Below are 21,366 nucleotides of genomic sequence, written 5' to 3'. Positions count from 1 at the left end.
ACCATGTCAGGCAAGACCTTCTTCGTCGATCTCTCCCGCTGCACCGCCTGCCGCGGATGCCAGATCGCCTGCAAACAGTGGAAGCAGCTCCCCGCGGAGCAGACCAAGAACACGGGTTCCCACCAGAACCCGCCCGACATGTCCTTCGTGACGCTCAAAGTGGTGCGCATGAAGGAAGTGGGCTCGCGCGACGACTTCAAGTGGCTCTTCCTGCCGGACCAGTGCCGGCACTGCGTGGAGCCGCCTTGCAAGGACGCCGCCGACTCCATCGTCAAGGACGCCATCACCCAGGACAAGGCGACCGGTGCCGTGGTCTTCACCGAGAAGACCAAGGGCCTGCCCTTCGACGTGGTGCGCGGTGCCTGCCCCTACGACATCCCCCGGCAGGACCCCGCCACCAAGGTGATGTCCAAGTGCGACATGTGCAACGACCGCGTGACGGCCGGGATGCTGCCCGCCTGCGTCAAGACCTGCCCCACCGGAGCCATGAACTTCGGTGAGCGGGACGAGATGCTGGCCATGGCAAAGAAGCGCTTCGAGGCCCTGAAGCAGACCAACCCCAAGGCCGTCCTTGTGGATTGGGAGCAGGTCCGCGTGGTGTTCCTCACCGAGCACGAACCCCGGCTCTACCACGCCACGCTCATGGCGGACGCGGACAGCGCCGGCCCCGTCACCCGCTTCGCGGCCCTGGACGCCGTGCTGGGCCTGCGCAACCAGGCTCGGGGCTAACCCCCGGAAGCCGATGACGGCATGACCGCCGGGAACACCCCACTTGTTCCCGGCGATGCAAGCAAAACGCCGGTTTCCCCGGCCGCGCCCGACGGGGCGCGGCCGGGGCTTCACCCCTCCCGCAGGGGCGATGCCGGCGTTTTTTTTACAAAAGGCGGCGTGCCCGCTCTGCGGCGGTTTCCGGCAGGATTGGACCTCCCAACCGGTTTTCGCCAGCAGGCGGTCGCGCCGCCTTACTTTCTCCGTGACGCCGTTTCACAACACGGAGAAATCCCAGTGGAAGCTTCGGGCCTGTTCCGTTATTATATTAAAAACCACCGGGACGGTGACTCCATGAAATATTTCCGCAGCACACTCGTCTGGGCCGTGTTGGCCCTGTTTGCGGCCATGGCCGCAAACGGCGCGGCCTGGGCCGCCAACGCCTCGCAATCCCCCGAGATGCGCCCCCTGCCCGTGGGCCAGGCCTTCCCGGACCTGGTGCTCCAAGGGCCGTTCACGCCCCAGGAGGCCGCGCAGCTGGGCCTCAAGCCCGGGGCCAAAAGCTTCCGCCTGGCCGACATCAAGGCCGACACCGTGGTCCTGGTGGTCTTCTCCATGTACTGCCCCTTCTGCCAGAAGGAGGGCCCGGCCCTGGTGGAGGCCAACGCCCTCATCCGCGAGCGGGGCCTGGCCGGCAGCGTGGCCATGGTGGGGCTCGGGGCGGGCAACTCCGATTTCGAGGTGGCCATCTACCGCGACAAGTTCAAGGTGGACTTCCCACTCTTCCAGGACAAGGACTTCACCGCCTACAAGTCCCTGGGCCAGGTGGGCACGCCCTTCTACTACATCCTCTCGCGCGGGCCGGACGGTTTCACCATCGTTGACGAGTCACTGGGCTGCATGACCTCCCCCAAAGCCTTCCTCGACTCCGTCCAGGCCAAGACCGGAGCCAAACCGGCCCCCGTCCAGGACACGAAGCCCGAAGCCAAGGCCAAGGGAAAGAAGAAATGATCGCCACCGCCCTGCCCTCCGCGCGTCTGTGGTTCGCGGGCCTGCTGCTGGCCACGCTTCTGCCCGGCCTGTTCGCGGCATCCCCGGGGCTCTGCCAGACGCAGGTGCCGCCCGAGCTGATCTTCAACCCAGGCACCCTCAAACCCGTGGACAGCACCCTGCGCGTGGCCGTGGGGGACAAGGCCCCGGACTTCTCCCTGCCCACCATCGCCGGCTCCCGGGTGAGCCTGGCCCAGTACGCGGGCAAGAAGAACGTGCTGCTCACCTTCGTGCCCGCGGCCTGGACTCCGGTCTGCTCCGGGCAGTGGCCCGGCTACAACCTGGCCCGCGAAGTCTTCGAGAAGCATGACACCGTGCTCATCGGCATCACCTGCGACAACGTCCCCACCCTGCACGCCTGGGTCAAGGAGATGGGAGGGTTGTGGTTCACCGTGGCCTCCGACTTCTGGCCCCACGGGGCGGTTTCCGCCACCTACGGGGTGCTGCGCCCCGAGGGCGTGTCCGAACGGGCGCTGTTCCTCATCGACAAGCAGGGCGTGATCCGCTTCATCGACGTGCACGACATCAACGCCCGCCCCGACCTCGGCGCCCTGGCCAAGGAGCTGGACAAGCTGCAATGAACCGCCGCTCCCCCTTCATTCGCCTCACTGCCCTGGCGGCGTCGCTCCTCGCGCTGGCCCTGCTGGCGGCCTGCGAGCCCCCGCCGCCCAAGGAGGCCGACACCGGGCGCATCGGCGTCACCAGCGGCGAGATACGCATCGGGGCCAGCCTGCCGCTCTCCGGCCACGCCTCCCACCTCGGGCAGGAGACCCTGCGCGGGGCCATGGCCTACATCAACCACGTGAACAGCCAGGGCGGGGTGCACGGCCGCAGGATCACGCTCATCACCCGCGACGACGGCTACGATCCGCCCCGCTGCGTGGCCAACACCCAGATGCTCATCGTCGAGGACCAGGTCTTCGCCCTGAGCTGCTACGTGGGCACCCCCACCACGACCAGGATACTGCCCATGCTGGTGGGCGCGCGCATCCCGCTGGTGGGGGCCTTCACCGGGGCCAACGACCTGCGCGACCCTTTCCAGCGCTATGTGGTCAACGTGCGGCCCTCCTACTACCAGGAGACCGCCGCCGCGGTTGAGCACCTCGTGGGGGACCTGGGCCTCAAGCGCATCGGCGTGTTCTACCAGTTCGACGCCTACGGCTTCGACGGCCTCAAGGGCACCGAGTTCGCCCTGCGCAGCTACGGCATGGCCCCTGTGGCACGGGGCTCCTACGCGCGCGGCACCCTGGACGTGGAGGAAGGCCTGGCCAGGATCACCGAAAGCGACGCCCAGGCCGTGGTCATCATCGGCTCGGCCGCGCCCTCGGCCAAGTTCATCAAGCTGGCCAGGGAGAAGAACCCCGAGCTGGTGTTCTACGCCGTCTCCTTCGTGGGCGCGGAGGAGATCGCCCGCATGCTCGGCCCCGACGAGAAGGCCAGGGTGCTCGTCTCCCAGGTGATGCCCCCGCCGGACCTGCCCGAAACGCGCGGGCTGCTGAGCGGCGTGAAGGACTACGACGAGCTGCTGCGCGCCGCCTACCCCGGGTACAGCCCCACCTCGGTGGGCCTGGAGGGCTTCATCAATGCCAAGGTGCTGGTGGAGGGCCTGCGCCGGGCCGGGCCGGACCTGACCCGCGAGCGCTTCATCGACGCCATCGAGGACATCCATGACTTCTCCCTGGGCCTGGCCAACACGTTGACCTACGGGCCGAACGACCACCGCGGCCTGCAGCGCGTCTACTTCACCAAGCTGGAGGACGGCCGCTTCGTGCTGGTAACCGACTGGAAGAAACCCTTCGCCCCCAGCGCCTGCCAGTGAACGCCGCCTCGCAGTCCGCCGGCCGGGCGCAAGCCATGCTCAACAGGGTGCGCACGCTCAGCCTGCGCAACAAGATCTTCCTGTCCACGGTGGGAGTGGTGCTGCTCATCAGCGGGGCCATCGCCCTGCTGGCGCGGGGCATCCTGGTGGGCACGCTGGACCGCGAGCTGGAGCTGCGCGGCATCGCCATCGCCCAGTCCATCGCGGAGCGGGCGGGCGGCTTCATCCTTGACAAACGCCCCGAAGAGCTGGTGGCCCTGCTCTTCGACGTCTCCCAACTGGGCGACCGCAAGGCCCTGGTGGCCTACAGCTTCGTCATGGACGTGGACGGCAAGCTCCTGGCCAACACCTTCGTGCGGCCCTTCCCCTCCGAGCTTCTGGACGTGGTGGCCCCGGCCGACAGCCAGGACACCCTGGTGCGCCCCCTGCGCATCGAGAACTCCGACGTGGTGGACATCTCCGTGCCCATCCAGGAGGGCATCTACACCCTGGGCCGGGCCCACGTGGGCCTGCGCCAGAGCCACATCGACGCCCTGGTGGCCAAGCTGCGCCTGACCTTCCTGGGTTTCATCTCCCTGGTGGTGGTCATCATCTTCCTCATCGCCCTGGTTCTTTCGGGCTATGTGGTGGAGCCCCTGCGCAAGCTGACCAGCGCGGCGGAGATCATCAGCCGGGGCCGGCTGGACCAGCCCCTGGACCTGGGCGGCACCCCCCCGCAGCCCGGGGAATGCCCGGCCTACTCCGACACGGATCTGCCCTGCTGGCACCTGGACGAACTGGCCCCCGGGGAGGACATGCCCCCCCGCACCTGCAACCCCTGCAAGTTCTACCGCAAGCGCCACGGCGACGAGGTGGTGCAACTGGCCGACGCCTTCGCCAACATGGTCTGGTCCATCCGGCTGTACCGGCACAGGCTGCGCGAATCCGAGGAGCGTTACCGCCCCCTGTTCCAGGCCAACCCGGACCCCTTCCTGGTGCTGGACGTGGCCACCCGCTACTTCCTGGACGCCAATCCCCGCGCCCAGGAGCTCTACGGCTACACCCTGGCCCAGCTCCAGGACATGACCATCGGCTCCATCGAGCCCCTGGGCACCCCCCAGGGCGTGCAGCGCTTCATCACCGAGGGCACCTCCGGCGACCACGTGCTCTACGCCAAGGTGGGCCACATCACCCGCTCGGGCAAGACCATCTACGTGAACATACACGCCACCATGGCCCCCTACCGCGAGCGCGTGGTGGTGATCTTCTCGGCCACGGACGTCACCGACCTGGTGGAGAAGGACGCCCAGCTCATCCAGGCCAGCAAGATGAAGACCCTGGGCGAGATGAGCGCGGGCATGGCCCACGAGCTCAACCAGCCGCTCAACGCCATCAAGCTCGGCAGCGACTTCCTCAAGCTGGCCGCGGGCATGGACAAGGCCCTGCCCATGGAGAAGTTCCAGCAGGTCTCCGACGAGATCAGCGCCCAGGTGGACCGCGCCGCGGCCATCATCTCCCACCTGCGGGAGTTCGGGCGCCAGTCCGACCTGATGCCCGACCAGGTGGACATCCGCCAGCCCATCAAGGGCGTGTTCGCCATCATCGGGCAGCAAATGGCCCTGCAAAACATCGGCGTGCAGCTTGAACTGGCCGAGGGCCTGCCCCTTGTGCTGGCCCACGCCAACCGGCTGGAGCAGGTGTTTTTCAACCTTGTGGCCAATGCCCGCGATGCGATACAAGCCCTGAAGCGGGGGGGTGGGACTATCCTGATACGATCCTTCATGGAACACGGCCAGTTGGTCGTTTCCGTGACGGATAACGGGTGCGGCATCCCCCCCAAGGACGTCACGAAGATTTTCGAGCCCTTCTTCACCTCCAAGCGGGCGGGCGAAGGCATGGGTCTGGGCCTGGCCATATCCTACGGCATCATCAAGGACTACGGCGGGGAGCTCCAGGTTGAGACCGAAGTGGGCAAAGGCACCACGTTCAGGCTGCTTTTCCCTCCTGCGGCCCCTGCCCGCACCGGTGAGGTTTTATGACGCGCGTTCTGGTGATCGACGACGAAAAGCCCACCCTGGCCATGTTCGAGCTGCTGCTCCAGGCCATGGGCTACGAGCCCTCCGTGGCCGAGTCGGGCGAGCAGGGCCTGGAGATTTTCGCCCAGGGCGACTTCCCCATCGTGCTCACCGACATCAAGATGCCGGGCATCGACGGGCTGGAGGTGCTCTCGCGCATCAAGGCCATGCGCCCGGAAACCGAGATCATCGTCATCACCGGCCACGGCGACGTGGAGCTGGCCCTGGCCGCGCTCAACCTGCGGGCCACCGATTTCATAGACAAACCCATCTCGCAGTCGGCGTTGACCACAGCCCTGCATCGGGCCAGCGAACGCCTGAGCCGCAGCGCCAGCGCCGCGGCCCCGGCCTTCCTGCGCATGGAGGGGGAACTGGCCGTGCTGGAGATCACAGGCGCCAACTCCGGCAACATGGACGACGTCGCCGCCCAACTGGCCGACGCGCCGCAACTGCGCAAGCTGCTGGTGGCGGTTGGGGAGTTCGCCTCGCTCAACGGGGCCGCAATTTCCGGGCTGGCCTCCATCCTGGAGTCGTTCAAGCTGCGCCACGGCGTCGCGGCCATCGCCTGCAAGCCGCTGAATTTCCGCCGCGTGTTCGAGGCCGCGGGCATCGCCGCCCTGGCCCAGGTGCACGAGACCACTGAGCAGGCCCGGCAGGCGCTGGCGCTCTAGGGCCTCGCCGCCTCCCGGTCCGCCCGCGCGGGACACGCTGAATTGGTTTGACTTTCGCAGTCACATCGGGGGATTGGACAGGATCGCCCGGAAATTGCCTTACTCGCGGTTTTGCTTTTTCGTACAATCAGCGCATTTCCGCCCCGCCCCGGGAACGCGATATTATTCGCGGCACTTTCTTTGTTCGGAACGACTCCAAACCACTTACTTTTTTCCTGTTGACACACTTCCGATTCCCATATACGGCCGCCTAAATGCCATCTCATATATCGGGCCTCGTTCATGCGGGGGTACGGCCCGGTATATCGAACCTACTTGCGGGGCGCGTTTGAGGTTATCCGATGCGGTGCCTTGCGGGATGAAACGGCCGGGCAACGGCGCCCGCCGATTGTGGTAACCTCTTGCAGGAGCATTTGCGAGTATGGAGACGAACATCTACGTCGGGAATCTGCCTTTCAGCGCCACCGAAGACCAGGTTCGCCAACTGTTCGAGACGTACGGCCAGGTTACGTCCGTGAAACTCATCAATGACCGCGAGACCGGCCGCCCCCGCGGCTTCGGCTTCGTGGAAATGGATGGCGACGGCGCCAAGCAGGCCATCGAGGCCCTCAATGGCTCCGATTACGGCGGCCGCACCATGAAGGTCAACGAAGCCCGCCCCCGCGAGCGCCGTCCGGCCGGACGCTGGTAGAAGCTCCCCAGAGCATCACCTTGCGGCCCGCCTCCTCACGGAGTCGGGCCGTTTTTTATTGCCCGCCTCGTGCGCGGCTCACTCCTCGGGGCCGGGCGAGAAGGCCAGGGCGAGGCGCGTCACCAGATCGGCGAGATCCTGCCCGCGATGGTTCCAGCGGAACTCCAATTCCTTGAGATAATACGGAAATTTTTCAGGGGAAACACCCTGCAGCCGGGCCAGGCGCTCCATGAGGAAGCCCCAGAAGGGGTTGGCGCCGCCCAGGTCCAGCCCGCCGTTGCGGCCTCTCAGGGCCGAAGAGACCCACTGCGGCCCCCCGCAGCACACCAGCCCAAGATAACCGCGCACGGGGCCGGTGTAGACCACCGACCCCACCCTGGCGGTCCTGAGCCGGAAGTTGCTCTTGTAGAGGGTCAGGTCGGCCGCTTCCACGTCCGGCAGGAGGTCCACGAAGACCCAGCGCCCGTGCTCCATCACGCCGAACACCGGCGGGGTCTCCTCGGCGTCGCGTTCGGCCAGGCTCCGCTTGATCTGGCGCGCGTCCGTGGCCTGGGAGAGGATGGCCTGGCGCAGGGCGTCCATGGCCTTGTAGGCCGTGTTGTAGGAGATATCGAGCTGCGCGGCGCTCTGCTTCACCGGGGTCTCCCCGGCGAAGAGCTCGGCCATGCGCAGCCACTGCGCGGGCCGGAGCCCCCCCGCGCCCATGAAGCGCCCGGTCAGTTCGTGGAAGGTGTAGCCGCAGCCGGGGCAGCGCAGCCGCCCGGAGCCCAGCCTGTACGTCTTCTCGCTCCGGCAGCGCGGGCAGCCCCAAGCCCCCGCCTGGCGGCACAGGGAGACGATGCGCTCCCTGGCCGCCTGATCGTCGGAAAGGGCTGACTGCGGCTGGCTGTCCATGGCCGCCCGGGCTGGGCCCGGCCTCCTAGAACCCCCAGGCCGAGGCCGTGGGCCGGGAGTAGCCCTTGCGCATGGCCAGGATGTCCAGGGTCAGGGATTCCAGGTCGTCCAGGGCGGGCAGGCTGGGGCGGTCCAGCTCGCGGAAGTCCGTGGTCTTGATGTAGCCTTTGCAGCTCTCGCAGACGTCCACCCGGTAGCCGGGCTCCTCGTCGGCGGTGAAGAAGGGCAGCTTGGCCGCGTCGCGCTCTTCGCAGTAGGCGCACTGCAGCCTGAAGGTGCGGTACTCGGCCCGGCAGAAGGAGCAGCAGTGCACGCGCACGCCCTCCTTGCCGCGCAGCGAGGAGTGGAAGGCCAGGCTGCCGCAGATCGGGCAGGCGGCATGGTCCCAGTTCCTGTCCTGGGGCAGGGCCAGGGACAGCACCGAGGCCAGGGCCATCAGGGAGGGCGTCATGCTGGACTGCGCCAGGAAGGCCAGGGCGCGCGGAGCCTGGGGCGTGCGCGCGGCGAAATTCTTGAAGAAGTCCAGGTCGCCGGCGAGGAAGGCGGCGTGGGCCGCGCGCATCAGCTCGTCGCCTTCGGCGCGGATCACGTCGGCCGCCTGGGCCATGGGGCCGCCCAGGTCCGTCAGGAGGTCCGCGAAGCGTTTGAACAGGGCTTCGGCCTGGGCCGCGTCATAGGGGAAGCGTTCCCGAGCCAGCAGGGGTTTGCCCTGGATCACCTGGTCCACGCTGGAGAGCTCCCCGGCGGGAACTTCCTGCACGATGCAGGCGGCGCGGGCTTCGTTCTGGATGCGGTACACCGCCTCCACCAGCCCGAGCAGTTGGGCCGGGATGTGCTCCTTGCCGCGCATGGCGGCAAACTTGCGGTTGGCCAGTTTCTCTTCCCGCTCGATATCGTTGAACATGGTCACCCCTGTTTCGGTGTTGCGCGGCAAACTGCCACCGCGTACGGAAGACGCTTCATACTGCCACAGGACGGCAAACGCGTCCAGCAAGGCGGGCTTACTGCCGCGCTGACACCAGCACGGACTTCAGGGGGCAAGCTTCAGGGCCACGCGCTGGCCACGCTCCAGGCCGGAAAGCACCTGGGTGCGCTGGTTGCCCTTGAGGCCCAGCTGCGGCTCCACGGGTTTGACGCCGCCGCGCCCGTCATCCACGTAAATCAACCGTTTGCCGCCCCTCGCCACCACGGCCTCGTTGGGCACGCTGAGATCGCCCCCGGCCTCCTCCATCTTGACCAGGCACTGCACGTTCATGTCCGGCCGCAGCTCCAGCGACGACAGCGGGGCCAGCGGCACGATGGCCGGGTAATAGAGCACCTTGCCGACGGTCTCCGGCGCTGGCGAGACGCGCTCCACCCTGGCCTCGAAAACCTGCTCCTTGCGCGCGGGCCGGAAGAAGCGCACGGGCGTGCCCTTGCGGATTGCCGCGGCCTCGGCCTCGTTGATGTAGACCCAGAGCTCCAGGTAGCGCGGATCGATGACGGTGACGATGTTCACCGTCTCCAGTTCGGCCACCACCTGCTCCCCCTCCTGGGTGTGCACCTGCCCCACAATGCCGTCGATGGGGCTCTCGAGGCGGGTCATGGAGAGGTAGACCTCGCTCAGTTCCAGCTCGGCCCTGGTGGCCTCCAGTTCCCGGCGGGTGCGCGCCAGTTCGGCGTCGCGCTCCCTGCCGATGCGCTCCAGCGCGGCCTGCCCGGCCCGCACGGTCTGCGCGGCCACGGCCTCGTCGCGCCGCGAGGCGTCCAGGGCATCCTGCGAGATGTGCCCCTGGCTGCGCAGGGCGTCGCGCCGCTCGCGGCCGCGCGCGGCGTAGTCCAGCTTGCCGCGCCCCGCCGCGATGGCTGCGCGGGCCTCCTCCAGGCGTCCGGCGAAGAGGGCCTCGGTGCGCTCGTATTCGCTGACGGCCGCATCCAGGCGGGCCTTGGCCTGATCGCGCTGGGTCGTGAGCTCGCGGTTGTCGAGTTGCGCAAGCAGTTGGCCCTTGCGCACGATGTCCCCGGTGCGCACCGTGAGCAGAATCACCTGGCCCTTGAGCCTGCTGCCCACGCGCACCAGCCCTTCCGGCCTGGCCTTGACCACGCCCGGGGCCTCGATGACGCGCAGCACGTCGCCCACGGTGGCCTCGCCCCACTCCAGCACGGCCGGGGCGGTGCCCCCGGGCTTGTCGCAGGCCCCGGCCAGCAGGGCCAGGGCCACCGCCAGAGCCAGGAGCGGACCGAACGGGCGGGGCTTTCGGGGAGCCTGCGGGAAAAACGGCATGACGGGTCAGGCCTGCGCGTTGACGATGCGGCCCTTGAGGGCCTGTTCGGCTGGCTGGGGAAAATCCGTATGGCGCGGCAACTGCGGGGATGGTGCTCCCGCGGCTTCCGCGCCGGAAGGCGGCGGCTGGTGGCGGAACGTGACAGGGCGCTCGATGTTGCCCGGGGGCGGAGGCGCGCCTGCTGGATCGACGGGCTTCATGCCACATGATGGCCCATGGCGCTGGGGTTGGCAAGCCGCATCCTCCGACGCGAAAGACTCGAAGTGAGCTTGCCACCCGGGCAGTCGCAGGCTACAAAGGCAGACGGCCTCTTTCATGCCAAGTTGGAGAATCCATGTTCGCACGCTTCTTTACGCATCGGGAACGAGACATCAATTCCACCAGCCTGGGCAAGCAGCGCACCTATTGCCTCAAGCGGGGCGACACCCACATACGCTTCACGGGCAAGCTCCTCTCCTTCTACCACGCGGCGGACGACTGCCTGGAGCCCGCCGCCCAGAACCAGACCCACCTGGAAACCATCGCCCTCTTCCGCACCCAGAGCCAGTACCTGATCTACTACGTCCTGCTCTATCAGAACAATGAGCACCTCTCCGGCAGGCACGTGCACCTGCACGCCACGCCCGACCTCGACGGAGCGGAACGCTTCATCGGGGCCATGGCCTACGTCAACAAGCGCGCCTTCGCCACGGCCGTCGTGGAAGACGCCCGGGCCATGGACGCGGGCAAGGTCTGAACCCCGCCGACGGCAACGCTCCGGCCGCATGGCCGGCCCGGAGCCCGACGCGGGGGCCATCCTGACGCGGATCGTGGCGGGCCGCCGCGTGCGCCCCAGATGCGCGGCATTGCCGCCATCAGGATACAGGAGGAAGGAGCGTACGATTCAGGCTGGGGGCATCGAACTGAGGGGATGGACGTGCAGCTCGCCGGTGTGCGTCTCGAAGAAGACCTTGCGGCCCTTGGCGCCGCCCAAGTCCATGGACTCGGGCCTGAGCCCGAGTGCGCGGCAGACCTCCAGCGCGCAATCCGCGTTCTTGCGGCCCACCCCGCAGGTGTCGTCCGACACCATCCCGTTGGCGCCGCCCACCAGGGCCACGCGCAAGCCGCCCGGGCGCACGCCCAGGAGCCGGAACTGCTCCACCATGTGGGCGATGGCCGTATCCACGTACTTGAACACGGTGTGCCGGCCTCTTTCATTGTAGTCGGCGCGGTAGGGCAGGAAGGCGTGGAAGATGGCCCCGGCGCGGCGTGCCGGGGAATAGAACACGCCAGACAGGCAGGAGCCCAGCACGGTCTGGACGATGGTCGGGGACATGAACAACCCGCCCTCGGCCACCTTGAGGTATTCGGTGGCCGCGTCCGGGTGGCGGGCCTGCATCTCCCTCAGCACCATGGGAGGATTCGTTCGCGGGCAGATCAAGGGCGCACCTCCGCAGCCGAAAATCCCTGAGGCGGAAACGCAACCTGGTCGGGACAATTCCTATTAGGAATCTAGCACCTTCCTCCCCCACTGACAACCTACCTGGCCGGTTCCGGCCCGGCCACTGGCGCAGGCAGGCCGCCTCTGTTATGGAGCGGCAATGGAAGCTGTGATCGAGGCCGTGGGCCTGCGCAAGAAATTCGGCAATTTCGCCGCCGTGGACGGGCTGGACATGCGGGTGCCGCGCGGCAGCGTCTACGGCCTGCTGGGGCCCAACGGGGCCGGGAAGACCTCCACCATCCGCATGGTCTACGGGTTCAGCCCCAAAACCGGGGGCGAGCTGCGCGTGTTCGGGCAGGATATCGACGTCCACTGGCGCGCCATCCGGGCGCGCATCGGAGTCTGCCAGCAGGAGAACACCCTGGACCCGGACCTCACCGTGGAGCAGAACATGCTGGCCTTCGCGGGCTACTTCGCCATGGACGCAGCCGCGGCACGGGCGCGCTCCGCCGAGCTGCTGGAATTCTTCTCCCTCGAAACACGCCGCAAGGACGACGTGCGCGCCCTCTCCGGCGGCCTGGCCCGCAGGCTGATGCTGGCCCGCGCCCTGGTCAACGCCCCGGAGCTCGTCATCCTGGACGAGCCCACCACCGGGCTGGATCCGCAGTCCCGCCACCAGCTCTGGGACAGGCTGCTGGACCTGCGCGCCCAGGGCCTGACCATCTTCATCACCACCCACTACATGGACGAGGCCGCCGCCCTCTGCGACGAGCTGCTCATCATGGACCACGGCAAGCCCCTCGTGCGGGGCACCCCGGCCGCGCTGATCGCCTCCCACTCGGGCAAGGCCGTGCTGGAGATCACCAACCCCAGCGAGGCCGCACGGGCCGCCGCCGAGGCTTCCGGCATGGATACGGAGGATTTCGGGCGGCGCGTGATTGTGTTCGCGGAGGATTTTTCCGAGCTGGAGGCCCTGCGCGCCGCGCTGCCGCCCGGGCAGCACGTGCTGCGCCCCTCCACCCTGGAGGACGTCTTCCTGCGCCTCACCGGCAGGGAGCTGCGCGAATGAAAATGCTCTCGAGAATCTCCTCGCGCCTGTGGCGGGTCTGGGCGCGCAACCTGCTGGTCTACATGCGCACCTGGAAGATCAACTTCATACCGCCCATGGCCGAGCCGGTGCTCTACATCCTGGCCTTCGGCGCGGGCATCGGGGGGCTGGTGGGCAGCGTGCGCGTGGACGGCGCGACCGTGCCCTACACCGCCTACATCGCGCCGGGCCTCATCGCGGCATCGGTGATGTGGCAGTCCTTCTACGAGAACACCTACTCGTCCTTCGTGCGCATGTTCTACCAGAAGACCTTCGACGCCATGCTGGCCACGCCCCTCTCCCTGGAGGACGTCATCACGGCGGAGATCGTCTGGGGGGCGACCAAGGCGGTGGCCAGCACGCTGCTCATGGGCACGGTCATCGCCTGCTTCGGGCTGATCTCCCTGCCGGAGGGGCTCTGGCTGATCCCGCTCTCGGCGCTGGGGGGGCTGGCCTTCGGTTCGGTGGGCATGTGGCTCACCGGGCAGACCTCCACCATCGAAATGTTCAACCTGCCCATCTTCCTGTTCATCACGCCCATGTTCCTGTTCAGCGGGGCGTTCTTCCCGGTGGACGGGCTGCCCGCCTGGGCCTCGGCCCTGGCGCAGCTCCTGCCGCTCTACCACCTGACGCAGGCCAGCCGCGCCCTGTGCCTGGGCACGGCCACGGCGAAGATATGGTGGAATGCCGGGTACCTGGCCCTGTTCACGGTGGTGTTCTATCCGCTCGCCGTGGAGGCCATGAGGAAACGGCTGATAAAGTAGGCTCGAACGCTCCCAGGCCCTTCGGCCGCGCCATCGCGGGCCTGGCGCAACGCATCGCCCCTCTCACCGCGAGATACGAAAAAGCCCGTGCAGCCCTCCAGATGAAGGGCCGCACGGGCTTTGCGCCGATGAAAAAACGCCTAGCCCATCACCTTCTTCTCGGTCAGCTCCACCACCTCCCTGGCCTCGGCCAGCTTGGGGTCGCGGTCCAGGGCGGAGCGCGCCGCGTCGTAGGCCTTGTCCCACTGGCCCATCTTGTAGAGCACCTTGGCCAGGGTCACGTAGGTCTTGGGGTGCGCGCCGAAGTTCTTGAGCGCCTCGCGCAGGAATTTCTCCGCCATGGTGAGTTCGCCGATGGCCTGGCAGGCCTCCACGGCCATGCCGTAGGCGGCGGCGTCCTTGGGGTTGACCTCGATGGCGCGCTCCGTGAAGGGGATCACGTCGCTCGGCAGCTTGGCGTCCGCGAGCATCCTGGCGGCCCGGCTGAAGATGCCCGGCTCGTCCGGATACTGTTCGCAGACGTTGTTGAGCAGGCGCCTGGTGGCGGGCAGGTTTTTCTCCCTCAGGGCCTCGGCGGCCTTCTCGAAGAAGGTGGCGATGCGGTCCTGCCGGTCGCTCAGCACTTTCTCGGCCGCGGCCTGCTCCAGCTTCTCCAGGTGGGCGCACAACCCGGCCAAAGCCTGCGAGAACTGCTTCTCGCTGCCGCGCTTGTAGATGAAGGGCCCGCGCAACTGAGCCTTGATGTCGGGCACGAGCTCCATCTCACGCAGCATGTCGGCCAGGAGGATCTCCAGCTCGAACTTGGCCCTGCCCATGATCGCCGTGCTGGTGGCGTAGGCCTCGAAGGCCTTGCTGCCCGCAGCCAGGGCCTTGGTGGCCATGAACCGCCTGGAGTACCCGACGGCTCGTGCAATGTCTTCCTTGACCGACTTGGCGCTCGCCCCGCTCATGCTCAGCTCCTGCAGGAAAATGGCAATAAAATTCACTATAGGCCGGTACATCGTGCAGGGCAAGCCCGCTGGCCGTGCTTGTCATTTCCCTCGGCATTTGCCACAAACGACGGGACGGAGGCCCGCGAGCTTCCGCCGGACGCACACTATGGCTACCCCAGGCACGCTCAACGCGTCGTTGCTCATCCGAACCTTCTTGCGCACCTACTTCGTCGGGGCGGCCTTCAACACGCGCGGGCTCCAGACGGTCGGCCTCGCCCTGGCCATGGAGCCCGGGCTCAACGCCATCTACCCCGACCCCGTGGAGCTGCGCCACGCCTGGAAGCGCTACACCAGCCTCTACAACACCCACCCCTTCTGGACGCCGTTCCTGGTGGGGGTGTTCCTGGCCCTGGAGTCGCGCATCGCGCGCAAGCAGTTTCCCGAGGCCATGCTGGAGCAGGTGAAGAGCACCGTGGTCTTCACGCTCTCGGCCGTGGGCGACTCGTTCTTCGGCAGCAGCCTGATCGGCTTCTGGGCGCTCTCCACCGCCTGCCTGCTGGCCTCGGGCCAGCCCGTGGGGGCTTTTCTGCTGGCCCTGGCGCTGTTCACGGCGCTCAACGCCTTCAAACTGGCGACCTTCATCATGGGCTACCGCCACGGCTTCGCCGCGCTCACGCGCATCAAGGGCTGGGACCTGGTGAACTGGGCCCGGCGGCTCAAGGTGCTCAACGGGGCGCTCTTGGTGCTGCTCTGGGCCATCGTCTGGCCCAGGGAGACCGACCCCATGGCCTGGACGAGCGGCGTGCTCATGGTGCTGGGCCTGGCCTACGGGGCCGGACGGCTGAGGATAAACCGGGAGATTCTCGTGGGGGCGGGAATAGCCGCGGGTTTGTTTTTTTTGTGGATTCGTTTATAATGGATTGGTTTTAACCGGTGAACAACATGTCCGACACACAATCTCTTCCCGAATCCGACGCCTCCACGGACGGTTACGTGCGCATCGTCTGCGTGCTCAACGAGCAGGGCCTTCACGCCCGCCCGGCGGCCCGTCTGGCGCAGGAGGCGCAGAAGTTCTCCGCGGACATCTCCATCATCCAGGGCGGCCAGCAGGTGGACGCCAAGTCCATCCTGGACATCCTCACCCTCGCCGCCCGGCACGGGGCCAACCTGGAGCTGCGCGCCAAAGGCGACGACGCCCGGGAGGCCCTGGACTGCCTGGCGGACATGTTCAAGAAACGCTTCCAACAATAAGGCGCCCCCATGGCCCTCGCCACCCTCACGGGCATACCAATCTCCGCAGGCATCGCCATCGGCAAGGCCTTCTTCCTCAACCGCTCCCAGTTCGGGCAGGTGCCCCGTCTGGCCCTGCCGGGCGAGCAGGTCGAGCCGGAGGCCCAGCGCCTGCGCGACGCCTTCGAGCAGGCCAAGCGCGAGCTGGCGGCCATCCGCGAGCGCGTGCCCGCCGAACTCAAGGACCACGCCCTGATCATCGACTCCCACCTGATGATCATGAGCGACCCCAAGCTCATGGGCTCGGCGCTTACGCACCTCACGGGCCTGCGCATCAACGCCGAATGGGCCCTGGAGAAGGCCGTGGCCGACCTGGAGGAGGCCTTCAACGCCCTGGACGACCCCTATTTCCGCGAGCGCCTGCAGGACGTGCGCCTCGTGGCCGACCGCGTGCGCGGCAAGCTCATGGGCCAGAAGGTCGACTTCAAGACCCTGGGCAGCCGCGCCGTGCTCATGGCCAACGACCTGACCCCGGCCGACACGGTGGAGCTCCAGGTGGACAAGATCATGGGCTTCGCCACCGTGCAGGGCGGCAAGACCTCCCACGCGGGCATTTTGGCCAAGTCCCTGGGCATCCCGGCCGTGGTGGGCGTGGGCGGCATGGAGGCCGCCGTGCAGGACGGCCACCTGGTGGTGGTGGACGGCCTCAAGGGCCAGGTGATCGTGGAGCCCGACGAGGAGGAGCTGGCCCGCTACGGCGACCTCAAATACCAGTTCGAGTCCTACCGGGGGGCCATCATCCGCAACTGCCACCTGCCCGGAGAGACGCTGGACGGCTACCGCATCAAGGTGAAGGCCAACATAGAGCTCTACGAGGAGGTGGCCCAGGTCATCGATAACGGCGGGGACGGCATCGGCCTGTTCCGCACGGAGTACACCTACCTCAACCGCACCGCCCTGCCCACGGAGGACGAACTTTTCGAGCATTACCGCGACCTGGCGGACATCCTCTCGCCCCAGCGGGTGACGCTGCGCACCCTGGACCTTGGTGCGGACAAGTTCATGGCCCACTTCGGCCGCCTGGAGGAGCAGAACCCGGCCATGGGCCTGCGCGCCGTGCGCTTCTGCCTGCGCAACAAGGAGCTGTTCCGCACCCAGTTGCGGGCCATCCTGCGGGCCTCGGTGGTGGGCAACATCTCCATGATGTTCCCCATGATCTCCGGCCTCAAGGAGCTGCGCCAGTCCATGACGCTTTTGCGCCAGTGCCAGCAGGAGCTGCGCAGCCAGGGCCTGCCCTACGACCCGGACATGCCCGTGGGCATCATGGTGGAGCTGCCCTCCGCCGTGATGACCGCAGAGACCCTGGCCCGCGAGGTGGACTTCTTCTCCATCGGCACCAACGACCTCATCCAGTACACCCTGGGCATCGACCGCACCAACAGGCACGTTTCCTACCTGTACCAGCCCCTGCACCCGGCCGTGGTGCGCTCCATCAAGCACGTGGTGGACGCCGCCCACCAGGCCGGCATCGAATGCAACCTCTGCGGCGAGATGGCCTCCGACCCGTTCTGCATGCCCATCCTCATGGGGATGCAGATCGACGCCGTGAGCCTCAACCCCCAGACCATCCCCGGCATCAAGCACATCGTGCGCCAGACCACCATGGACGACTGCAAGAACCTGCTCAAGCAGGTGCTTGAAAGCCCCACCGTGGCCCGCACCAACCAGCTTGTGCGCGAAACCATCTTCCAGAAATTCCCGGACCAGCTGTCGTTCTTCTTCTCCCTGCTGGATTCCGAGGAGGGCCCATCGCAGTGAGCGCCAAATCCGGCGAAGCCGTCAAGATCATCGCCATCAACAAGAAAGCCCGCCACTTCTACGAGCTGCTTGGCTCCATGGAGGCGGGCCTGGCCCTCACCGGGTCGGAAGTCAAAAGCCTGCGCGCGGGCAAGGTCAACTTCAAGGACGGCTACGTGAAGTTCACCTCGTCGTTCGAGGCCTACCTGTGCGGCGTGCACATCAGCCCTTATGAAAACGCGGGCTACGCCCAGCACGACCCCGAGCGGGAGCGGAAGCTCCTGCTGCACACGCATGAGATCAGAGCCTGGAAAGCCAAGGTGGAGCAGAAGGGCCTCACCGTGGTGCCCGTGAAGCTGTATCTGAAGCACGGACGGGTGAAGCTGGAGATCTCGCTGGCGCGCGGCAAGAACGTGCACGACAGGAGAGATGCGCTGAAGGAAAGGGATTTGGATAGAGAGGCGGCGAGGGAGATGGATAGGTTTTAGCCCCGCTCAATACACCCCCGGCACCAGCCGCCACGTCCGCTTGCGGTACGCCTCGTACTCCTCGCCGAAGGTCTCGGCCAGCAGCCTTTCCTCGGCCTTGATTCTGGCCAGCAGCGGGACCGCGATCAGCGCCGATATCATCACGCCAACGCCTGAGCGGAACGCCAGCCCCCAGCCCAGAGTGTTCAACAGCAGCCCCAGGTAGCTGGGGTTGCGGATCACCCTGTAAATCCCTCCCGTCATCAGCCTGTGCCCTGGCTGGATGGCCACCAGCCCGCTGAAGCGGTCCCCCAGCACGAACACCGGCCAGAGCCGCAGCGCCCCGCCCGCGCAGTACAGCGCCAGGCCGAGCCAGCGCACGCCGTCGCCGCCCAGGGTCAGCACATCCAGCCTGTCCGTGAGCGCGGGCAGGTAGCCGTCCAGCAGCCCGAGCACCATGAAGGCCCAGAGCACCCAGCGGTTGCCCTTGTCCTCCTTCACGCCCGGGCTCACGTTGCCGCCCGCGAAGCAGGAGGCCACGGCCAGCGACATCGTGACCGCCGCCAGCGCCCACATGGCCGGTTGCGCGAAGAACGCCCCGGCCCCGCCCCAACCCAGCACGGCCAGCCAGAAATAGGCTCCCGTGAGCACGATGATGAGCACGAATCGCACGAAAGGCTTCATAACACCCTCCCCCTCGCCGGACTCCGGTTCCGGCCCTCCCGGGCCAACCTTCCCGATACCCCCGCAAGGCGTTTGCGGCAAGGGCCAGCCACGCTTTTCGGGCTCCTGCGGCCTTGACTAGCGGGATTTCTGATGTAAGTGATCCTGAAAAAATACGGCGGCCGCCCGGGGGCCGCTCCAGGCGCGCGCCCTCCCCAGCCGTTCCCGGACAAATTCCCAACATCCACAAGAGATTACAGGCCCACCGAGCATGTCCACCCTGCCCCATTCGCTCCTGCGCTCGCTGCAGGCCGTATTCCCAGGCGACGCCCTGATCCTCGGCCAGGAGGAGACCCTCACCTTCGGCAAGGACGCCAGCCGCAAGTTCGCCCAGCCCCTGGCCGTGGTGCGCCCCGAAAATACCGAACAGTGCTCCGAGCTGCTGCGCCTCGCGCAGGAGTGGCGCGTGCCCATCTACGCGCGCGGCAGGGCCACCAACGTTGTCGGCGGCTGCGTGCCCACCACCCCGGGCATCGTGGTCAGCACGGCGCGCATGGCCAAAATCCTGGATATCGACGGCGACGACTTCGTGGCCGTGTGCCAGCCAGGCGTGGTCACCGGCGAACTGCAGGAGGCCGCCAAGGCCAAGGGCCTGCTCTACGCGCCGGACCCGGCCAGCGCCCAGTTCTCCTCCATCGCGGGCAACATCGCCATGAACGCGGGCGGCCTGCGCGCCGTGAAGTACGGCTGCACCCGGGACTGGGTCCTTGGCGTGGAGGCGGTGATGCCCGGCGGCACGGTGCTGCGCCTGGGCTCGCGCTGCCACAAGGACGTTGCCGGGCTGGACCTGGCCCGCCTGTTCGTGGGCTCCGAAGGCACCCTGGGCCTCATCACCGAGGCCACGCTCAAACTTCTGCCCCTGCCCGAATCCCAGGCGACGCTGCTGGCCGTGTTCCCCAACGACGACCAGGCCCTGGCCGCCATGCGCGACGTGTTCCGGGCGGGCATCCTGCCCACTGCCATGGAGTTCATGTCCGGCGACGTGCTCTGGGCCCTGGGCCGCCTCGGCTCCGTGCCCTGGCCGGAGGGATCGAAGGCCGCGCTGCTCATCTCCATCGACGGCTCGCGCGAGGCCCTCAAGCACGACCTGGAGCGCGTGCGCCGAGCCGTGGAGCCCAACGCGCCCTCCCTGCTGGAGCAGGCCAGCACCCCCGAAGAGGAGGACGCCCTCTGGAGCCACCGCCGCCAGGTGAACCAGGCCGTGTTCGTCTACGGGCCGGACAAGAGCTCCGACGACATCGCCGTGCCGCGCGGCCGCGTGGGCGAAACGGTGAAGCGCATCAGCGAGATCGCCAGGAACCTGAACGTGAAGATCATCACCTACGGCCACCTGGGCGACGGCAACATCCACGTCAACTACGTGTTCGACGCCTCCGATCAGGACGAGAGCAGGCGCATCAAGGACGCCAAGGCCCAGGTGCTGGAGCTGACGCTGTCGCTGGGCGGCACCATCACCGGCGAGCACGGCGTGGGCCTCTCCAAGATGGGCTGGATCGCCCGCAAGGTCGGCCCCGACGCCCTGGCCGCCATGCACGCGGTCAAGGCCGCCCTGGACCCCCTGGGGATCATGAACCCGGGCAAGGGATACTAAATGAGCACCGACACCACCGCCTCCCAGGCCCCGCGCGAGCCCAAGTGCGTCTTCTGCGGGCGCTGCCTGGAAGTCTGCCCCCTTTTCGCCGCCACCGGAAAAGAGGAACTGAGCCCCCGCGCCAAGTTCGCCCTGAACACCGCCCTGGACGACCCCGACCACGACATCGCGGCCAAGGCCGCCCTGCGTCTCACCGGCAAGTGCCTGAGCTGCGGCAAGTGCGAGAAGGCCTGCCCCAACAAGCTCTGCGCCCCCAGGCTGGTGACGGAGATGCGCGCCGCCAACCCCAACATCCGCTCCGTGCTCTGGGGCCTGTGGGTGGGCCAGGCCAAGGTGCTCTGGCCCATGATGGCCACGCTCTCGCGCTTCGCCCCGCATTTCCGCTACGGCAGGCTGGAATCCATGCTCTCGGGCCTCAAGGCCCTGGACGCCGGAAAGGCCGCCGAGCCGTGGGTCAAGGCCGTTTCTTTCGAGGCTTGCGGCCGGGGGCGCAAGGCCGTAGTGTTCCCCGGCTGCGTGGCCAGCCACGTGCGCCCGCAGTGGAACGAGACGGCCGGGAAGATGCTGCGCGGCATGGGCTTCGACCTGCTGCCCAACCCCGGCTTCACCTGCTGCGCCTGCACCCTGGGCCACGCCGGGCTCAAGGAGCCGCAGCGCCAGATGCAGCTCAAGAACGTGCAGGCCTGGCGCGATGCTGGGCGCCCCGAGATCGTGGTCTTCTGCGCCACCTGCCGATGCGGCCTCAAGGGCTACGCCGACGCGGAGCTCGGCTGGGAGCTGGGCGAGCGCGAGCGCTGGGTCCACGCGCTGACCCCGCTCTCCTCCCTGGCGGGCAAGGCCGTGTACGAAGTGCGGGACAACGCCCCGGACAAGGTGCACTACCACGCGCCCTGCCACGGCGCGGGCGCCGGGCAGGACCAGAAGTTCCTGAGCGGGCTCCTGGGCAAGAGGCTCTCCACGCGCGGCAAGAAGAACCTCTGCTGCGGCTTCGGCGGATCGCTCAAGCTCTCCGCCCCCGAGCTGTCCGACCAGGTGGCCAAGCGCTGCCTCGAATTCTACGCGCCCGAGCAGGGGGAGCTGATGCTCTCCGGCTGCGCGGGCTGCGTGATCCAACTGCGGGCCGGAGCCCCGGCCGGAATCGGCGTGGGACACTGGCTGGAGATCATTTCCTAGAACGGGCCCATACCGCCCGAGGGGGCCCAGG

The 21,366-nt window shown here is 67.5% G+C and carries 22 protein-coding genes; 16 read left to right on the top strand and 6 right to left on the bottom strand.

The annotated features are described in order from the left end of the window. Positions 1-3 precede the first annotated feature (3 nt). From MLE27_RS04540 to MLE27_RS04510, 7 genes are all read left to right on the top strand, one after another. The gene (locus MLE27_RS04540) at positions 4-729 is read left to right on the top strand and encodes a 4Fe-4S dicluster domain-containing protein (protein ID WP_243310698.1); all 726 of its coding nucleotides are present in this window, start codon (positions 4-6) and stop codon (positions 727-729) included. 333 nt (positions 730-1,062) lie between these two features. Beyond that, positions 1,063-1,719 (top strand): peroxiredoxin family protein, encoded by a 657-nt coding sequence (locus tag MLE27_RS04535; protein ID WP_243310697.1) that lies wholly within the window; start codon positions 1,063-1,065, stop codon positions 1,717-1,719. Next, positions 1,716-2,339: a peroxiredoxin gene (locus MLE27_RS04530; protein ID WP_243310696.1), complete on the top strand. Its 624-nt coding sequence runs from the start codon at positions 1,716-1,718 to the stop codon at positions 2,337-2,339. Before MLE27_RS04535 ends, MLE27_RS04530 begins: the two co-directional genes overlap by 4 nt. Beyond that, a complete protein-coding gene (locus MLE27_RS04525; RefSeq protein WP_243310695.1) occupies positions 2,336-3,577 on the top strand; it encodes an ABC transporter substrate-binding protein in 1,242 nt (413 codons plus the stop codon). Before MLE27_RS04530 ends, MLE27_RS04525 begins: the two co-directional genes overlap by 4 nt. Beyond that, positions 3,574-5,595 carry an ATP-binding protein gene (locus MLE27_RS04520; protein ID WP_341482500.1) on the top strand — a complete coding sequence of 674 codons (2,022 nt, stop codon included), beginning with the start codon at positions 3,574-3,576 and terminating at the stop codon, positions 5,593-5,595. The genes MLE27_RS04525 and MLE27_RS04520 overlap by 4 nt, the downstream gene beginning before the upstream one ends. Next, positions 5,592-6,302, top strand: coding sequence for a response regulator (locus tag MLE27_RS04515; protein ID WP_243310694.1), 711 nt, complete (start codon positions 5,592-5,594; stop codon positions 6,300-6,302). The genes MLE27_RS04520 and MLE27_RS04515 overlap by 4 nt, the downstream gene beginning before the upstream one ends. Before the next feature lie 421 nt (positions 6,303-6,723). After that, positions 6,724-6,993, top strand: a complete 270-nt coding sequence (locus MLE27_RS04510) for an RNA recognition motif domain-containing protein (RefSeq protein ID WP_243310693.1) — start codon at positions 6,724-6,726, stop codon at positions 6,991-6,993. A gap of 78 nt (positions 6,994-7,071) precedes the next feature. Here the strand turns inward: MLE27_RS04510 and MLE27_RS04505 are convergent, their stop codons facing one another. The 3 genes from MLE27_RS04505 to MLE27_RS04495 form a co-directional block, all read right to left on the bottom strand. Further along, entirely contained in the window at positions 7,072-7,887 is an 816-nt protein-coding gene (locus MLE27_RS04505; RefSeq protein ID WP_243310692.1) for a transposase, read from the bottom strand. A gap of 25 nt (positions 7,888-7,912) precedes the next feature. Next, the gene (locus MLE27_RS04500) at positions 7,913-8,791 is read right to left on the bottom strand and encodes a formate dehydrogenase accessory protein FdhE (protein ID WP_243310691.1); all 879 of its coding nucleotides are present in this window, start codon (positions 8,789-8,791) and stop codon (positions 7,913-7,915) included. 126 nt (positions 8,792-8,917) lie between these two features. Then, complete coding sequence (locus MLE27_RS04495; protein WP_243310690.1) at positions 8,918-10,150, bottom strand: efflux RND transporter periplasmic adaptor subunit; 1,233 nt, start codon at positions 10,148-10,150, stop codon at positions 8,918-8,920. A gap of 335 nt (positions 10,151-10,485) precedes the next feature. On the opposite strand from MLE27_RS04495, the gene MLE27_RS04490 reads away from it, so the two are divergent. Continuing rightward, positions 10,486-10,887 (top strand): hypothetical protein, encoded by a 402-nt coding sequence (locus tag MLE27_RS04490; RefSeq protein WP_243310689.1) that lies wholly within the window; start codon positions 10,486-10,488, stop codon positions 10,885-10,887. 147 nt (positions 10,888-11,034) lie between these two features. On the opposite strand, the gene MLE27_RS04485 is transcribed toward MLE27_RS04490, so the two are convergent. Then, a complete protein-coding gene (locus MLE27_RS04485) occupies positions 11,035-11,544 on the bottom strand; it encodes a chemotaxis protein CheD (RefSeq protein WP_243310688.1) in 510 nt (169 codons plus the stop codon). Positions 11,545-11,731: 187 nt separating this feature from the next. On the opposite strand from MLE27_RS04485, the gene MLE27_RS04480 reads away from it, so the two are divergent. Together MLE27_RS04480 and MLE27_RS04475 are read left to right on the top strand one after the other, a co-directional pair. Further along, the gene (locus MLE27_RS04480) at positions 11,732-12,640 is read left to right on the top strand and encodes an ABC transporter ATP-binding protein (protein WP_243310687.1); all 909 of its coding nucleotides are present in this window, start codon (positions 11,732-11,734) and stop codon (positions 12,638-12,640) included. Further along, positions 12,637-13,422 carry an ABC transporter permease gene (locus MLE27_RS04475; protein ID WP_243310686.1) on the top strand — a complete coding sequence of 262 codons (786 nt, stop codon included), beginning with the start codon at positions 12,637-12,639 and terminating at the stop codon, positions 13,420-13,422. The genes MLE27_RS04480 and MLE27_RS04475 overlap by 4 nt, the downstream gene beginning before the upstream one ends. 140 nt (positions 13,423-13,562) lie before the next feature. On the opposite strand, the gene MLE27_RS04470 is transcribed toward MLE27_RS04475, so the two are convergent. Then, positions 13,563-14,372, bottom strand: coding sequence for a tetratricopeptide repeat protein (locus MLE27_RS04470; RefSeq protein ID WP_243310685.1), 810 nt, complete (start codon positions 14,370-14,372; stop codon positions 13,563-13,565). A 148-nt stretch (positions 14,373-14,520) separates the two neighbouring features. Here MLE27_RS04470 and MLE27_RS04465 point away from each other — a divergent pair, with 148 nt between their 5' ends. Genes MLE27_RS04465 through smpB form a run of 4 tightly spaced genes read left to right on the top strand, consistent with a single transcriptional unit; the run spans position 14,521 to position 17,869 of the window. Then, the gene (locus tag MLE27_RS04465) at positions 14,521-15,270 is read left to right on the top strand and encodes a PTS system mannose/fructose/sorbose family transporter subunit IID (protein ID WP_243310684.1); all 750 of its coding nucleotides are present in this window, start codon (positions 14,521-14,523) and stop codon (positions 15,268-15,270) included. A 26-nt stretch (positions 15,271-15,296) separates the two neighbouring features. Continuing rightward, on the top strand, positions 15,297-15,605 hold the full coding sequence (locus tag MLE27_RS04460) for an HPr family phosphocarrier protein (protein WP_243310683.1): 309 nt from the start codon (positions 15,297-15,299) through the stop codon (positions 15,603-15,605). 9 nt (positions 15,606-15,614) lie between these two features. Then, positions 15,615-17,402 carry a phosphoenolpyruvate--protein phosphotransferase gene (ptsP, locus tag MLE27_RS04455; protein ID WP_243310682.1) on the top strand — a complete coding sequence of 596 codons (1,788 nt, stop codon included), beginning with the start codon at positions 15,615-15,617 and terminating at the stop codon, positions 17,400-17,402. After that, positions 17,399-17,869 (top strand): SsrA-binding protein SmpB, encoded by a 471-nt coding sequence (smpB, locus tag MLE27_RS04450; protein WP_243310681.1) that lies wholly within the window; start codon positions 17,399-17,401, stop codon positions 17,867-17,869. The genes ptsP and smpB overlap by 4 nt, the downstream gene beginning before the upstream one ends. A gap of 6 nt (positions 17,870-17,875) precedes the next feature. Here the strand turns inward: smpB and MLE27_RS04445 are convergent, their stop codons facing one another. Continuing rightward, a complete protein-coding gene (locus MLE27_RS04445; protein WP_243310680.1) occupies positions 17,876-18,532 on the bottom strand; it encodes a methyltransferase family protein in 657 nt (218 codons plus the stop codon). A 250-nt stretch (positions 18,533-18,782) separates the two neighbouring features. Between MLE27_RS04445 and MLE27_RS04440 the strand changes: the two genes are divergently transcribed. Both MLE27_RS04440 and MLE27_RS04435 read left to right on the top strand, forming a co-directional pair. Further along, a complete protein-coding gene (locus MLE27_RS04440) occupies positions 18,783-20,162 on the top strand; it encodes an FAD-binding oxidoreductase (protein ID WP_243310679.1) in 1,380 nt (459 codons plus the stop codon). Further along, positions 20,163-21,335, top strand: a complete 1,173-nt coding sequence (locus MLE27_RS04435) for a (Fe-S)-binding protein (RefSeq protein ID WP_243310678.1) — start codon at positions 20,163-20,165, stop codon at positions 21,333-21,335. Positions 21,336-21,366: the final 31 nt, after the last annotated feature.

Origin of the sequence: Fundidesulfovibrio agrisoli, assembly GCF_022808715.1 — a bacterium.
In the GTDB taxonomy this organism is placed as follows: domain Bacteria; phylum Desulfobacterota; class Desulfovibrionia; order Desulfovibrionales; family Desulfovibrionaceae; genus Fundidesulfovibrio; species Fundidesulfovibrio agrisoli.
This window is presented reverse-complemented; position numbering and strand designations above follow the sequence as displayed.